This is a genomic window from Zhouia amylolytica (assembly GCF_900116365.1).
GTDB lineage: Bacteria > Bacteroidota > Bacteroidia > Flavobacteriales > Flavobacteriaceae > Zhouia > Zhouia amylolytica.
Genome location: NZ_FPAG01000001.1, coordinates 503,338 through 518,221, shown reverse-complemented (window position 1 = coordinate 518,221; position 14,884 = coordinate 503,338). Strand labels below are relative to the sequence as shown.

Annotated in this window: 10 protein-coding genes; 4 read left to right on the top strand and 6 right to left on the bottom strand. The window is 36.0% G+C overall.

Annotation, left to right across the window (positions count from 1 at the left end; translation table 11 throughout):
* Positions 1-14 precede the first annotated feature (14 nt).
* Complete coding sequence (locus tag BM361_RS02195) at positions 15-413, top strand: DoxX family protein (protein WP_074976593.1); 399 nt, start codon at positions 15-17, stop codon at positions 411-413.
* Positions 414-454: 41 nt separating this feature from the next.
* On the opposite strand, the gene BM361_RS02190 is transcribed toward BM361_RS02195, so the two are convergent.
* The 5 genes from BM361_RS02190 to BM361_RS02170 form a co-directional block, all read right to left on the bottom strand.
* Positions 455-964 (bottom strand): OmpH/Skp family outer membrane protein, encoded by a 510-nt coding sequence (locus BM361_RS02190; RefSeq protein WP_074976591.1) that lies wholly within the window; start codon positions 962-964, stop codon positions 455-457.
* A 235-nt stretch (positions 965-1,199) separates the two neighbouring features.
* The gene (locus BM361_RS02185) at positions 1,200-2,039 is read right to left on the bottom strand and encodes a class I SAM-dependent methyltransferase (RefSeq protein ID WP_074976590.1); all 840 of its coding nucleotides are present in this window, start codon (positions 2,037-2,039) and stop codon (positions 1,200-1,202) included.
* A 110-nt stretch (positions 2,040-2,149) separates the two neighbouring features.
* Positions 2,150-4,021, bottom strand: a complete 1,872-nt coding sequence (gene mnmG, locus BM361_RS02180; RefSeq protein WP_074976588.1) for a tRNA uridine-5-carboxymethylaminomethyl(34) synthesis enzyme MnmG — start codon at positions 4,019-4,021, stop codon at positions 2,150-2,152.
* 25 nt (positions 4,022-4,046) lie between these two features.
* A complete protein-coding gene (gene ybeY / locus BM361_RS02175) occupies positions 4,047-4,469 on the bottom strand; it encodes an rRNA maturation RNase YbeY (protein ID WP_038268235.1) in 423 nt (140 codons plus the stop codon).
* Positions 4,462-7,755 carry a DUF4175 family protein gene (locus BM361_RS02170; protein WP_074976586.1) on the bottom strand — a complete coding sequence of 1,098 codons (3,294 nt, stop codon included), beginning with the start codon at positions 7,753-7,755 and terminating at the stop codon, positions 4,462-4,464. The genes ybeY and BM361_RS02170 overlap by 8 nt, the downstream gene beginning before the upstream one ends.
* Before the next feature lie 131 nt (positions 7,756-7,886).
* Between BM361_RS02170 and gltX the strand changes: the two genes are divergently transcribed.
* Complete coding sequence (gene gltX / locus BM361_RS02165; protein WP_074976584.1) at positions 7,887-9,431, top strand: glutamate--tRNA ligase; 1,545 nt, start codon at positions 7,887-7,889, stop codon at positions 9,429-9,431.
* A gap of 128 nt (positions 9,432-9,559) precedes the next feature.
* Positions 9,560-10,492, top strand: coding sequence for an SPFH domain-containing protein (locus BM361_RS02160; RefSeq protein WP_394331300.1), 933 nt, complete (start codon positions 9,560-9,562; stop codon positions 10,490-10,492).
* Between the two features lie 269 nt (positions 10,493-10,761).
* On the opposite strand, the gene BM361_RS02155 is transcribed toward BM361_RS02160, so the two are convergent.
* Positions 10,762-12,444 carry a glutamine--tRNA ligase/YqeY domain fusion protein gene (locus BM361_RS02155; RefSeq protein WP_074976583.1) on the bottom strand — a complete coding sequence of 561 codons (1,683 nt, stop codon included), beginning with the start codon at positions 12,442-12,444 and terminating at the stop codon, positions 10,762-10,764.
* A gap of 254 nt (positions 12,445-12,698) precedes the next feature.
* Between BM361_RS02155 and BM361_RS02150 the strand changes: the two genes are divergently transcribed.
* A complete protein-coding gene (locus tag BM361_RS02150) occupies positions 12,699-14,882 on the top strand; it encodes a T9SS type B sorting domain-containing protein (protein ID WP_074976581.1) in 2,184 nt (727 codons plus the stop codon).
* Positions 14,883-14,884: the final 2 nt, after the last annotated feature.

The window sequence follows — 14,884 nt, the reverse complement described above, 5'->3', positions numbered from 1 at the left end:
TAACACAATTATTTATGCATAACCTAACTACTAATATTACCGAGATTTTATTGTTATTATTTTTAATTATCACTTTCGGACAAAGTGGTTATGATAAAATTGCAGATTGGAAAGGAAACGTGAGTTGGTTGAAAGAACATTTTGCAAATACGATGTTTAAAAACCTCGTTCCTTTATCTGTTTTTGCTATTCTGGTAATAGAATTAATTGCAGCAGTATTATGTATTTGGGGTATTGTTGAACTTATTAGCAATAATGATCCGGATTATGCCTTATGGGGCGCTGTGATTTCTTGTATTGCATTGTTGGCCTTGTTATTTGGGCAGCGGGTAGCCAAAGACTATGACGGAGCGCGGACCATAGCGATTTACTTTATGGTAGCGATTTTTACAGTATATATGTTATCAAAATAAAAAAAGCGGCTTTAAAGCCGCTTTTTTATGTTTACACCTGATTATTTAGTGTAACTATCATTTAAAGCGTTTAATACCTCTTCAGTAATATCCTTAGATTCTGCGCCATAAAGTACGCTACCAGCTTCGTTAGCACCTAAGATAAAGGTATAACCGTTTTTCTTTCCATAGTCCTTTACAAACGTTCTAACTTTCTTTATTAAGCTATCTATTTCTTTTTGGCTCTCTTGAGATAGTTGTTGTTCTTCCATTTGCAACTGCTGCCCCATTGCTTGTCTTTTCTGTAAAAGAGCATTGTATTTTTCCTGTGCAGCTTGCTGAGATAGTTTTTTAGCTTCAGCCTCAAAAGCTTGTGCTTCTCCCTGGAATGCTCTTCCTAAACTGTCTGCTTTTTTATCGAAAATTTCGATCTTACCTTTAAACTTGGTTTCGATATCAATTTTCTCTTGATAGTCATTTATTACTTTTGTGTTGTCTACAAAAGCAATTTTATCTTGTTGACAAGAAACGAAACTCGTCGCTGCAATAATTCCTAAAATAATTTTTTTCATTTGATTCTAATTTTTCGGTCTTCTTTTTTTCTTTCAGTTGAACAGCAAAAATAGAAAAGTTGTGGTCATATCAATAAAAAATTTATCTATTTGTATTTGTTATCAATATTAAACAAACTATAAGATTTACTTATAATAACCAGGCCTTTTATTTTGCGTGTATAACATTATTAAATTTTATAAAGGTCTTTGTATGGGTTCTGTAATGAAAACAGCTCTAAAGGGCTAATATTGCTTAATGGGCTTTTTTTATCACATAAATGAGTGATGAGTATTCACCTGTCTGTTTTGCTTTAAGATTTGAAATAGTTCCACGTGTAAATGCTTTAATAAATCTCATTTTAGATCCTTTGTACTTTTCTGATAGCAGACTAACATAAAAGGAATCAAAAACCATAGGTAGGATTTTTACTACACGCATATTTCGCTCCATAAAAAGCTTTGAAATGGATTTTTTTGAAAAGTGCCAAAGGTGTCTGGGAACATCATATGCGGCCCAATGTTCTTCATAGTATTTTGCGTCATATGATTTGTAGTTTGGTACTGCTATAAAGATGGTTCCGTCATCTGATAATAGTGCTGATAGTTGTTGTATTTGTTCTTTCAAGCTTGGAACATGTTCCAATACATGCCACATGGTAATGACATCGTATTTTGTTTTTTCAATGGTGAGTTCTTCGGCTATGCTTATGCCTTTTTCTTTTGCAAGTATGCGTGCCTTTTTATTGGGTTCAATACCTTGCACCTCCCAGCCTTGTTTTTGAGCATAGAGTAAAAAGTCACCAGTGCCCGCTCCTATATCAAGTAGCAACCCTTTCTTTGGATTGGTGGTTTTAATGTGTTGAACTTTTTTATTGAGGTTTATTTTTTTAACGCGTTGGTAAAGCTTATCCAAGATCGTTTTGGAAGCATCGGTATGTGAAATATATTCATCGCTCTGATAATACGCAGGTAATTTTTCTGGGTCTGGTTGAGGATGCGTAATCAACATGTCGTAATCCTCATCATATACCAAATCAAAATTTTCACCGGTAACGGTATAATCCTTACATGATAAATATTTTGTTTTAGTCATAGGTGATATTTTTTTTAAACCTTCGAAGGTACTATTTATTTTTTTATGGTATAAAAAAAGCAGGTCAATGACCTGCTTTTACAAAATGTTCCACGTGGAACATGTCGTGTTTATCTTCCCATATAAACCAACATTACACTAATATCACTTGGTGAAACTCCGCTTATTCTAGATGCTTGTGATAGCGTTGTAGGTTTTATGTTTTTCAATTTTTCTCTTGCTTCATACGATAAAGATTTAAGTTTATCGTAATCAAAATTATTTGGAATGCGAATGTCTTCTAACCGGTTTAGTTTGTCCGCATTGTTTTTTTCTTTTTGAATATATCCCGCGTATTTAACTTTTATTTCCGCTTGTTCCAGTACTTCGTTATCTAGATTTTGATCGATAATAAAATCATTCACTCCTGGTAATTGACGCATGTGGTCCAAGGTGATTTTTGGTCGCGAAAACAACTTATACATTTTATCAGGTTGTTTCATGGTTGACGAATGGATATCTTCTAATATAGGATTTGCGTCTTTTGGTTTAACGCTTGTTTCTTTAAAGAATTTAACCAGTGTTTCGGTTTTGTTCAATTTCTCTTCTACCCTACGCATGCGATCTTCTTTTGCTAATCCAATTTCATAGGCTTTATGCGTTAGTCTAATATCTGCATTATCCTGTCTTAAAAGTGTACGGTATTCAGCTCTGGAAGTAAACATTCTGTAAGGTTCTTCAGTTCCTTTTGTTATTAGATCATCAATTAATACACCAATGTATGCCTCATTGCGTTTTAGTATGAATGCCTCTTTTTCCTGAACTTTTAAGCTTGCATTTAGTCCTGCCATTAATCCTTGACTTGCCGCTTCTTCATATCCTGTGGTACCATTAATTTGTCCGGCGAAATAAAGTCCATCAACAAGTTTTGTTTCCAAAGTGTGCTTTAATTGTGTAGGCGGGAAATAATCATATTCTATAGCATAACCGGGTCTAAAGAATTTTACATTTTCAAATCCTTCTACTGCACGTAATGCTTTGAACTGAACATCTTCGGGTAATGAAGTTGAAAATCCGTTTACATACACTTCAACAGTATTCCATCCTTCAGGTTCTACAAATAGTTGATGACGGTTTTTGTCGGCAAATCGATTGATTTTATCTTCTATTGATGGGCAATATCTAGGACCAATACTTTTAATTCTTCCATTAAACATTGGTGATCTTTCAAATCCTTCTTTAAGTAAATCATGCACATGTTCGCTAGTGTAGGTCATGTGACAATCGCGTTGATGCGTTAGAGGTTTTGTAATGTTTGAATACGAGAATTTTTCTGGGTGTTCATCACCTGGTTGAGGAGTCATTTTAGAATAATCTAAAGATCTTCCATCTACTCTTGGCGGGGTACCTGTTTTCATTCTGCCGGCCTCAAACCCAATTTCAACTAAATCTGCAGTGATTCCCGTAGCTGCTTTTTCTCCTGCTCTACCTCCGCCGAATTGTTTATCACCGATATGTATTAATCCATTTAAAAATGTTCCATTGGTGAGTACAACAGTTTTGGCGTAGATGTGTAAACCGAGGCTTGTTTTCACCCCTTTTATTTTGTTGTTTTCTATGATGAGACCAGAAACCATTTCCTGATAGAAATCGAGATTTTGTGTTTGTTCTAACATGTTTCTCCACTCTTCAGCAAATCGCATACGGTCACTTTGTGCTCTTGGAGACCACATTGCGGGCCCTTTAGATTTGTTAAGCATTTTAAACTGAATAGCAGTTTTATCGGTAACAATACCGCTATAACCCCCAAGTGCATCTATTTCACGAACAATTTGTCCTTTAGCTATTCCTCCCATTGCCGGGTTGCAAGACATTTGTGCAATGTTCTGTAGGTTCATGGTGATCAATAAAGTTTTAGATCCCATATTGGCAGCTGCAGCAGCAGCTTCAGAACCTGCATGGCCTGCTCCAACAACAATTACATCATATTCATTATAAAACATAAGTCTGTTTTTTTCTTGTTTTTTATTAAGAGTGTTTCACGTGGAACATTGAGATTTTTTCATTCTCTTTTTGTCTCATTAATGCTTTTTCTTCTGATGTTTTATCCTTGTAACCGCAATAATGTAAAACCCCATGAATCATAACTCTTTTTAATTCTTCTTCGAAATCTATATTTAAATCTGCCGCATTGTCTTTGACTCTTTCGATCGATATAAATACATCTCCTCCTATGGTTTGTCCTTCCGTGTAATCAAAACTGATGATATCAGTTAAAGTATCATGGTTTAGATATTCAACGTTTATTTTATGGAGATAATCATCGTCGCAAAAAATATAATTCAATTCTCCGATTAAAAGGTTTTCAGAATCAACACAGCGTTTGATCCAGTCATTATATGCTGCTGTTGCTTCTAGTTGAAATTCTGTTTCGTAATGAAAATTAATCATCTGTCTTAAAATACTGTTGAACCTTACGTTTGTAAATTTGCCGCAAAGGTAAGCTTTGTCTATTTAAAATTTCAACTTGATTGAAATATTGTTGTATATCAGGTGTTTGATTTTGAAGGTTATTGGTGTAATTTTTAGTGTTTGTTTCACTTTTTCGCTCTTTATTTTCGCCTTGCTGAAATGTAGCGTCGTCTAGTTTTAAAAGTTGATGCTTTAATCGAATCATACGTTGCAAGGTTTCATTATTAAAACCCTTTTCCAAAAGATCATTTTCAATACGTTCCATTTGTCTTAGTAATTGCTCCTCGTTACCAGACTTTCCTTCACCTTTTTTATTGTTTAATTGCTTTTCTAAAGCTTGTCGTAATTCCTGTTGTTGCTGGAATAAATTATAAAGCTCTTCACTCATTTGCTCATCAAGCGTGTTTCCGTTTTGTTGTTCGGACCCTCCTTTTTCCTGCTCTCCTTCTTTGCCTTGCTCTCCTTCTTTTTGTTGTTGCATACCCTCTTGCATTTGTTGATTTAATTGTTCCTGAGATTGGATGATGTCGGGAAGTTGCATTTCCTGACCAGATCCCTGGCCTCCACCTTGAGACATAGATTGCTGTAAATTGTCTAGGATATCACTTAAAAAATCAGATAGTTCATTGGTGGCTGTAATAGCATATTGTTGATTGGATACACCAATATAATAATTGGTTTCCGCAAAGGCTTCAAGACTTTTGTCGATGTTATAATAAACATCAGTAATGTTTTTATTAATTACCTCAGACATTTTTGGTTGTCTTAGTGAAAGAGAAAACAAACTATCATCTACATGTTTAAAGAGCGCCCGTAGGTCATTTTGTCTTTTTAGGTAATTAGCAATATTAGGATTGTCATCTTCAATATTGTAAAATCGATCCATTAAACTTTCTTGATCTAAAGAAAACTGAAGTAGATTATCGAGAATCTGTCTGAGCATTTCAACATCTTCATTAAGAGATTCTGTACTACTTCCCTGCATAGACATCGATAATTGTTTTGCCATTTTTTTCATTTTCTGGGAAGCATTTTGCTGAGATTTCTTTGCGTTTTCGTTGTTTTGTTTTTGTATTTCGTCTCCGGCATTTTTTAAGTCATCCGAAGTTTGCTGCTCCAGGTTTTTGTCTCGCTCCAATTCAAATGGCTTTTTTAAAGCACCGTTCTCTTTTTCAAGTTCATCTAATTGTTTTTTGATATTATCATATTTTTCTTCTATATCTTGCTGTTTATTCTTAGATAAAGAATCAATTTTTTCTTTAGAAAGTTCCTCTTGTTTTTTAGCCAATTCATTAAGATCCTTACTTATTTTTTCCGTTTTAGAGGAAACATAATATCGTTTTGTCAATTCTAAAAGTTGTTCCAGATTTCTTTTGTTATTGGTATTGTTCTTAGAAAGCTCCTCTAATTTTTTGGTAAGCTCTTCCTTGTTTATTTTTTCGGAAAGCTTTTCTATCTCTTCCATTAACTTTTCGTTTTTTTCTAGTTCCTTTTGTTGACGTTCTAAGCGCTCTTGTAACAATTCATTCATTTCATTTTTATCCGCTTCTTTTTCAAAATCGTTCAAGTTCTCCTCCAGGTTTTTGGAAAACTTTTTCATGAGTTGGTCTTGTTGTTTTTGACGCTGGATAAAATTTTCTAATTTCTTTTTATCGGAGTAGTTCAGGTTGTTCTTTTCTTTATTCAACCGAAGCATTTTGTTTAACTCTTCCTTTTGTGCCTCAGTCGATTTAATAGTTTTGTCAAGATTATTGATACTATTGCGTTGTTGATCTAATTGTTGTTGTTCTCTTTCGCTTTGCAATAGGCGATTATAACTGAAAATTTTACTCTTCGTTTTCTTTCCTCCCCTGAATGGATCATTGTCGGTAATACTAAAATAATAGCTATAAGAAACACCATCGTCCAGGGCGAGGCCGCTCGGAAATGTATAGTAGAATTGATCGAAATTGGCTTTTTTTACTGGTAATATCAATGCCTTTTTAGCTTCTTCCTGATTGGTTGGATAGTAGACAATTTCCAGTTTTTTTAATCCATAATCATCCGAAACCTGACCCAGATAATAAATTGTCTCCGTATTGGTTGAATCAACCACCTCTTTTAGGTTTATTTTGGGATACTGATCTGCTTCAGATTTTACAGAAAAACCCAGTTCTTCATAGTTTTTTAGGGACTCGTTGTTGGTGCTTAGTTTGTAATCGAAATTTGAAAATACCGTTTTATTATAAGTGAACAACTTCTCTTTTGCAGCGAAGGAGACCACTGTATCTTTTGTTATGAACTGAATGCTTTTTGTATTCGCTGCATTAATTTCCCAGGAAATTCGGCTGCCTTCAGGAACCGTAATATTTCCGGTACTTTCCAGAGTTTCATCAGTTTTGTTAGTATAAGCCGGATAATCGATGTTTAATTTAAAATTTAAAATTTTTGGAGCTTTTATTACTTTCAGTCTGTAGGGTGTTGATACGACATCAGAAGACTGAATTTTAAAAGTCAGGTCTTCTTTGGGTTGATTGAAAGTGTATTGAAAAGTAAGATCTGCTTTTTTTTGAAGGTAGTAGGATTCATCATTAATGACTATCGATGCGTCTTCAGGAACCACCTCCCCAACGGTTTGAATCCGAAGATTAAAGGCTTCATTCTCTATAGCGGTGAGTTCGTCATTTAGAATTACAAACTGAAAAGGTGCTGGAGGCACATAGGCAGTTTGATAATGAATTACGCGGTTGTAACTATCTGAAAACCATGTTATTTTTCCACTTGCCCAGAACAACAAGATGATTCCGATTGGAATAAAAACATATTTAATGTATTTGAGATTAGCTTTGAAATTAACGGCCAGATGAAAAGGTATAGGATTGATTTCCAACGATTTTTGTTCGATGCTTGCAAGAAGTAAATCAGACTTTTGTTCATTTTTAGCCAATTGCAGGAGATTGGTAAGCTTATCGCCTACTTCAGGAAAATAAGCGCCAATAATACTGGAGGCCTCTTTTTCATCGAGACCCTTTTTAAATTTAAATAGCTTAAAAAGAGGGATTCCTATAAATCGTATAAGCAACAAAAAGGAGATACTGACAAACAGCCAAAATAAAATACTGCGCCCCAGTTCATTAAGCCATAAGAAATATTCCAACAGTAAAGTAATTATACCGTATAATAAGAATATCGTTGCAAAAAGGATGGCACCTTTTATCAACTCATTGGTGTGATATCGCTTTATAAACTGTCCTAGTTTCTGTTGTATGTGCTTGTAATCGTTCATTTACAATGGTTATAACTAATAAATTTACAATTAATTCGGAATTATAAAGAAAGATTAAAGCGAATAGATTGTTAAAACTGATTGCCTTATTCCTGTGTAATAATTCATACTTTTGCATAAAATTTAAAAAAATGACGAAGAAAGTACGTGTTCGATTTGCTCCCAGCCCTACCGGGCCATTACACATAGGTGGTGTTCGTACAGCCCTTTTTAATTATTTATTTGCAAAAAAACATGATGGTGATTTTGTACTTCGTATTGAAGATACGGATCAGAATCGTTATGTAGAAGGCGCAGAACAATATATAATAGATGCTTTAAATTGGTGCGGTATTCCATTTGATGAAGGTCCGGGTAATGAAGGAAGCTTTGGTCCGTACAGACAGAGTGAGCGTAAAGCACTTTATAAGGAATATGCCGATCAGTTAATTGAAAGTGGTTGGGCCTATTATGCATTTGATACCTCTGAGGAACTTGATGCGCACCGTAAAGACCATGAAGCTAATGGCAAAACGTTTATTTACAACTGGCACAATCGTTTAAAGCTCAAGAACTCACTTGCTTTAACTGCAGAAGAAGTAAAGGCTAAAATAGATGCGGGTGAAGATTATGTGGTTCGATTTAAGTCGCCTCAGGATGAAACACTTCATCTAAAGGATATAATTCGTGGCGACATTAAAATAGACACCAATTTACTGGATGACAAGGTATTATTTAAGAGTGATGGCATGCCAACCTATCATTTAGCCAATATTGTTGATGACCATTTAATGGAAATAAGCCATGTTATTCGTGGTGAAGAATGGTTGCCGTCCCTGGCATTGCATGTTTTATTATACCGTGCTTTTGGATGGGATTCACCGGAATTTGCTCACTTGCCTTTAATCTTAAAGCCAGTAGGAAAAGGAAAATTAAGTAAGCGAGATGGTGATAAATTAGGTTTTCCGGTTTTCCCAATGATGTGGACAGATCCAAAAACCAATGATGTTTCACGTGGATACAAAGAAGATGGTTACTTCCCTGATGCCTTGATGAACTTTCTGGCGTTTTTGGGCTGGAACCCAGGAACCGAGCAGGAATTATTTAACCTTACTGAACTTATCGAAGCTTTTGATCTTAAAAGAGTCAATAAATCTGGTGCCCGCTTTGATCCCGAAAAGATAAAATGGTATAACCAGCAGTACTTGCAACAAAAAGATAATGCCGAGCTGGCAGAGCTTTTCATAAATTATATCGCAGCTGATCCGGTCATTGCGAATTCAATAGAGAAATCAGATACTTCTCTATCCATTACCTATGTTACTGAAGTTGTTCGTTTGATTAAAGAACGGGCTGCATTCGTTGCTGATTTCTGGAGTTTAGGTGGATACTTTTTCAAGGCTCCTGAAAATTTTGAGGCCAAAGCCGCCAAAAAGCAATGGAAGGAACAAACTCCTGAAATTCTAACTGAGTTGATTGGAGTTGTTGAAAATATTGAAGATTTTTCTTCTTCAAACGTCGAGACGATAGTTAAGGCGTGGATTGCGGAAAAGGAATTAGGCTTCGGACAAGTAATGCCGCCGTTTAGATTATCGCTGGTTGGCGAAATGAAAGGCCCGCATGTATTTGATATAGCTGCATTGTTAGGAAAACAAGAAACACTAAGCCGTATAAAATACGCTATAGAAACACTTTAATAGATTTCGAATGATTATAAAGCCGCTATGAGCGGCTTTTTTTATGCCTTTATTTTCGATTTTATCTAAGTAAGATTATTCTTTTTTGTAAATTCACTCTTACAAATTCTTAAACCTATTTTTCCATGATGGATTTTTTAATGTATCCCATTATTTTTGTGGGATTGGTCATTCTATTTAGCTCGTTTTTTATTGTAAAACAGCAAACGGCTGTTGTTATTGAACGTTTTGGTCGTTTTCAAAGTATCCGAAATTCCGGACTGCAAATGAAGATTCCTATTGTCGATCGTAAATCAGGACGTCTGAGCTTAAAGATTCAGCAATTAGATGTTATTGTTGAAACAAAAACCAAAGATGATGTTTTTGTAAAGCTTAAAGTGTCAGTGCAATATGTGGTTATTAGAGATAAAGTTTATGAAGCGTTTTATAAACTGGAATATCCACACGATCAGATAACCTCCTATGTTTTTGATGTGGTTCGTGCTGAAGTACCTAAAATGAAATTAGATGATGTATTCGTTAAAAAGGATGATATTGCTATTGCAGTGAAACGTGAATTGCAGGAAGCAATGCTGGATTACGGGTATGATATCATTAAAACCCTGGTCACTGATATTGATCCGGATGCTCAGGTTAAAGCTGCAATGAATCGAATTAATGCCTCAGAACGAGAAAAGATAGCAGCCCAGTTTGAAGGAGATGCACAACGAATTTTAATTGTAGAAAAAGCCAAAGCCGAAGCAGAGAGTAAAAGATTGCAAGGTCAAGGGATCGCTGATCAACGACGTGAAATTGCAAGAGGACTGGAAGAATCGGTAGAAGTATTGAACCGGGTCGGAATTAATTCGCAAGAAGCCTCTGCCCTAATTGTTGTTACCCAGCATTACGATACACTTCAGGCGGTTGGTGAGGAAACAAATAGTAATTTAATATTATTACCGAATTCGCCTCAGGCAGGAAGTAATATGCTAAATGATATGGTGGCCAGCTTCGTTGCAAGTAATCAGATTGGTGAAGCCATGAAAAAGCAACAAGACAAAAAAGATGACGATTCTAAGTAGCAAAAACCCATTTTAAGCACTTTTAAGAGCTCTTTATAATAAGGGCCTGGTATAACGACATAGATCGACCGTTTTGTGGGTTAAAAGACAGTTAACAAAGCCACTTTTAATAGATTTGATTAATTATTTCAGTATTACATATAGTTTTCTTCAATAATAGATTTAGACTATTAAAACATGAGTAGCCATAAAAAAACCCGAGATATTGGTCTCGGGTTTTTTTATTTAAATATGTCGAACCGCAACAGGTGAATTCCTGTTTTAGTGCTTTATTTTTTATCCTGAAGTTTTGCCCAGGTATCTCTTAAACCAACAGTTTTGTTAAAGATGATTCCATCTTTTGAAGATTCTGTATCTACACAAAAATATCCCAAACGTTGAAATTGATATTGTTCGCCTGGTTTACTTTCCTTTAAACTTGGTTCAGCGTATCCTTTTACCACAGTGAGGGATTCAGGATTGATAAATTCCATAAAATCTTTATTCTCATGTCCGTCAGGCTCCGCATCATTGAATAATCGGTCATAAACACGAACCTCTACTTCTTCCGCATGCGCTACCGAAACCCAATGCAGGGTTCCTTTCACTTTTCTCATGCTGGCTTCAGTACCACTTCCACTTCTACTTTCTTCATCATAGGTACAATGAATTTCAGTTATGTTCCCCTCATCATCTTTTACAACACTTTCAGCTTTAATGATGTAAGCGTTCTTTAATCGAACTTCCTTACCAAGTTTTAAGCGGAAAAATTTACGGTTGGCTTCTTCCCTGAAATCTTCCCTTTCAATATAGATTTCACGAGAAAACGGAACCTTTCTATAGGTCATCTCTTCCTCTTCAGGATTATTCTCTGCTTCGAGCCACTCTTCCTGACCTTCCGGATAATTAGTAATAACTACTTTTACCGGATCTAGCACAGCCATAACACGGTTGGCCTTTTTATTTAAATCTTCACGAATACAAAATTCAAGCAACGAAACATCAATAAGATTTTCTCTTTTAGCAATACCAATAGTATCTGCGAATTTTCTTATAGATTCAGCAGTATATCCACGCCTTCTTAATCCTGATATGGTAGGCATTCGAGGATCATCCCAACCTGTAACAACACCCTCCTCAACCAATCGCAATAGCTTACGTTTACTTACAACCGTGTGACTTAAATTTCTTCTCGCAAATTCTCGCTGTTTCGATCTTACATTTTGTTCCTCATAAACCTGGTCTAAAAACCAGTCATACAGTTCTCTATGCGGTAAAAACTCGAGCGTACATAGGGAATGTGAAACCTGTTCTATGTAATCACTTTCGCCATGCGCCCAGTCGTACATAGGATAAATATGCCAGTCATTACCAGTTCTGTGATGTGACTTGTTCAGGATACGATACATTACCGGATCGCGCATTAACATGTTGGTTGAGCTCATATCAATTTTGGCTCTTAATACATGCGCACCCTCTTTAAAGTCACCATTTTTCATGCCCTCAAAAAGTTCGAGGTTCTCCTCTATTGATCTATCCCTGTATGGGCTTGGAGTACCAGGTTTTGTAGGGGTACCCTTTTGTTCAGCAATTGTTTCGGAATCCTGACTGTCAACATAGGCCTTTCCCTTTTTTATCAAGTTAATCGCCCAGTCGTATAATTGTTGAAAGTAATCAGACGCATAACATTCTTTTTCCCACTCAAATCCCAGCCATTCTACATCGCGTTTGATAGCATCAACATAAGCTTGTTCTTCCTTGGCAGGATTCGTGTCGTCAAAACGCAAATTAACAGGAGCATCATATCGCTCGCCTAATCCAAAATTAAGACAAATAGAACTCGCATGTCCAATATGCAAATAACCGTTTGGCTCCGGTGGAAAACGAAAACGGAGTTTATTCTTTTGAAACCCCGCTTTTAAATCGTCTTCAATAATATGTTCAATAAAGTTTAATGATCTCTCTTCTGACATTTTACAGCTTATTTAAGATTGCAAAATTAGTGAAATCCACGAGGTAATCAATGGCTATTTTTTAAAAAGCTAATTTGTTTCAAACCTTTGGAAACGGATTTTTTTATCGAAAATTGTAAGCATTTTATTAATAATTAAATAAAAAGTCTTATTTTAGTTTTGTTAAAAGGACTGTTACGCCTAATATAAGTCACCCCAAACACTTTGTTAAGTACTACAAGTTCCTTGATTAACTAATTGAACCTAACCGAATTATGGATAGAAAGTTTTACCCCAACGCTATTCATGCTATTATGCTTTTGGTGCTTTTCTTTAGCGCGCAGATCGCTAGTGCCCAAACATTAAGTCAGCCGGTTTTAGGTTTTTCAAATCCCTGCCCTTCAGAAGGTTTTAATTCTTTTACAGTAGATTTTGCATGGCAAATCCCATTAGTTAATGAGGATAACAAATTTATTCTTGAATTATCTGATGCAAATGGCAGTTTTGATAATGCTACTACTCTTAGTACGGTTACCGATAAAAATACAGTGCTAACTTTTTCTTTCAAGTTTGCATTTCCGGAAGCGACTTATGGTGAAAAATATCGAATCAGGGTTAGAAGCACAAGTCCTGCAAAAACCAGTTCGGCATCAGGAAGCTTTCCTGCATATTACAGAACAGTCAATGAAAGCCTGGTATTGAATAACTTTCAGGATGCCACACTATGTAGTGACCCTATTTTACTTGAAGTTAATAATTACCCAGGCGAGGCCTATTATAACTGGTATAAAGATTTTAATCTGATACCAGGCGAAAAAAACGCTTACCTCGAAGTTACAGAACCCGGCCTATATTTTGTAGAAGTGGACTATGGTTTTTACTGCTCGAGTGAAACCTCGTCGAACCTGGTAAGCGTTACCCAAAACGATCAGTTAAGTGTTACTATTTCGGGAGATGCGAATGTGGAGCTTTGCCCAAACGGCTCATACACACTAACAGCGTCAACCGATATTACACCTGATGAAAACTTTACCTATCATTGGTATAGAGGTGAAACATTACTGTCTTCAACAGCTTCTAATTCATACACCGTTACAGACCGTAACGGTGATGCTGCTGGAGAGTATTTTGTGGAAGTAGATCCCGGTTCAGGTTGTCCTGCACTGTCATCTTCTGTAGTATTATCCATCAATGATTTTGAGGTAACAACCAATCTGGCAACAGACATTGTTTTAATGCCTTCCCAATCAAAAACGATTCAAGCTACCACCACCGCTTCAAATCCGGTGTATCAATGGTATAAGGACGATGTAGCGATCGCAGATGCAACCACAGCAACCCTGTCAATCAATGGTCCTGGCTCTTATTATGTTGAAGTAAAAGAAAGTGCCGGATGTGGGATCGCTAAAAAATCAACACCAATAACCGTTTCGTATCCTTCAGATTTTGAAATTAAAATTGCTGTAGGGGATTATACTGCATGTACTTCCTCTCAAGCTGCCTTAAGTTTAAGTGAACTTAAAGCACTAACCAATGACGGTACTGTGATTGCTGTAGATGAATCCATCGTCGAGCAATTCAGCTTCCAATGGTACCTGAATGGTACTGCTGTTTCGGGAGCAACAACCCGACAAATTACTGTGAACAACACCGCAGCGAATGGTAACTATACGCTTAAAGGTACTTTGGAATCGTTTAATTCAACCTCGAATGCTATAGCCATTAAAATTGGTATTGGTACTCCTGCAATTACGGCTGACCTCATGAAGATTTGCGAGGATGTAGATCAGGTAACAATTTCATCCTCAATTACAGCAACTTCATATACCTATTCTTGGTATAGAGACAACATACTTTTAGATGAAACCAGCGCAACACTTAAAACCTTAAAGTCAGGGACGTATCAGCTTAAAGTAAAAAATAATGATTGTGAAGTAGCTTCCAATACTGTTACGATTGAACCATATACCGACGACCAGATAACATTGAATAAAGAAGGGGTGATATACCTTCAAAAGGGTCAAGCACAAGAAGTTATAGCCAGTGGTGCCGATACCTATGTATGGTATGATAATGCCCAGCAAGTAGTAGGCACAACTGCAAGTTTATTAATCAGCACAGAAGGAGTGTATACACTGGTTGCTTCCATCGGAGGATGCGAGTTTGTTAAAGTTATTGAAGCAGTGTTACAAGAAAGTACCATTATTCCAAATGTTATTAGTCCGAATGGAGATGGAATAAATGATACCTGGGCAATTCCGGTTACCTATCTGAACAATCCTGAAATACAAATAAATATATATACATCGAGCGGAGAACTAGTGTTTTCCGGCGCGAATTATCAGAACAATTGGCCTGAGAGTACTATCAATTACTCTGGCAGAAATCCTGTGTATTATTACAGGATTATAAAGAATGGTGCAACCATAAAAAAAGGAACAATAACCATAATTAAATAAAC

Bases quoted from the DNA above. Each gene is read 5' to 3' on its own strand.
- BM361_RS02195 (WP_074976593.1), top strand. From the start codon at position 15: ATGCATAACCTAACTACTAATATTACCGAGATTTTATTGTTATTATTT.
- BM361_RS02190 (WP_074976591.1), bottom strand. From the start codon at position 964: ATGAAAAAAATTATTTTAGGAATTATTGCAGCGACGAGTTTCGTTTCT.
- BM361_RS02185 (WP_074976590.1), bottom strand. From the start codon at position 2,039: ATGACTAAAACAAAATATTTATCATGTAAGGATTATACCGTTACCGGT.
- mnmG (WP_074976588.1), bottom strand. From the start codon at position 4,021: ATGTTTTATAATGAATATGATGTAATTGTTGTTGGAGCAGGCCATGCA.
- ybeY (WP_038268235.1), bottom strand. From the start codon at position 4,469: ATGATTAATTTTCATTACGAAACAGAATTTCAACTAGAAGCAACAGCA.
- BM361_RS02170 (WP_074976586.1), bottom strand. From the start codon at position 7,755: ATGAACGATTACAAGCACATACAACAGAAACTAGGACAGTTTATAAAG.
- gltX (WP_074976584.1), top strand. From the start codon at position 7,887: ATGACGAAGAAAGTACGTGTTCGATTTGCTCCCAGCCCTACCGGGCCA.
- BM361_RS02160 (WP_394331300.1), top strand. From the start codon at position 9,560: ATGGATTTTTTAATGTATCCCATTATTTTTGTGGGATTGGTCATTCTA.
- BM361_RS02155 (WP_074976583.1), bottom strand. From the start codon at position 12,444: ATGTCAGAAGAGAGATCATTAAACTTTATTGAACATATTATTGAAGAC.
- BM361_RS02150 (WP_074976581.1), top strand. From the start codon at position 12,699: ATGGATAGAAAGTTTTACCCCAACGCTATTCATGCTATTATGCTTTTG.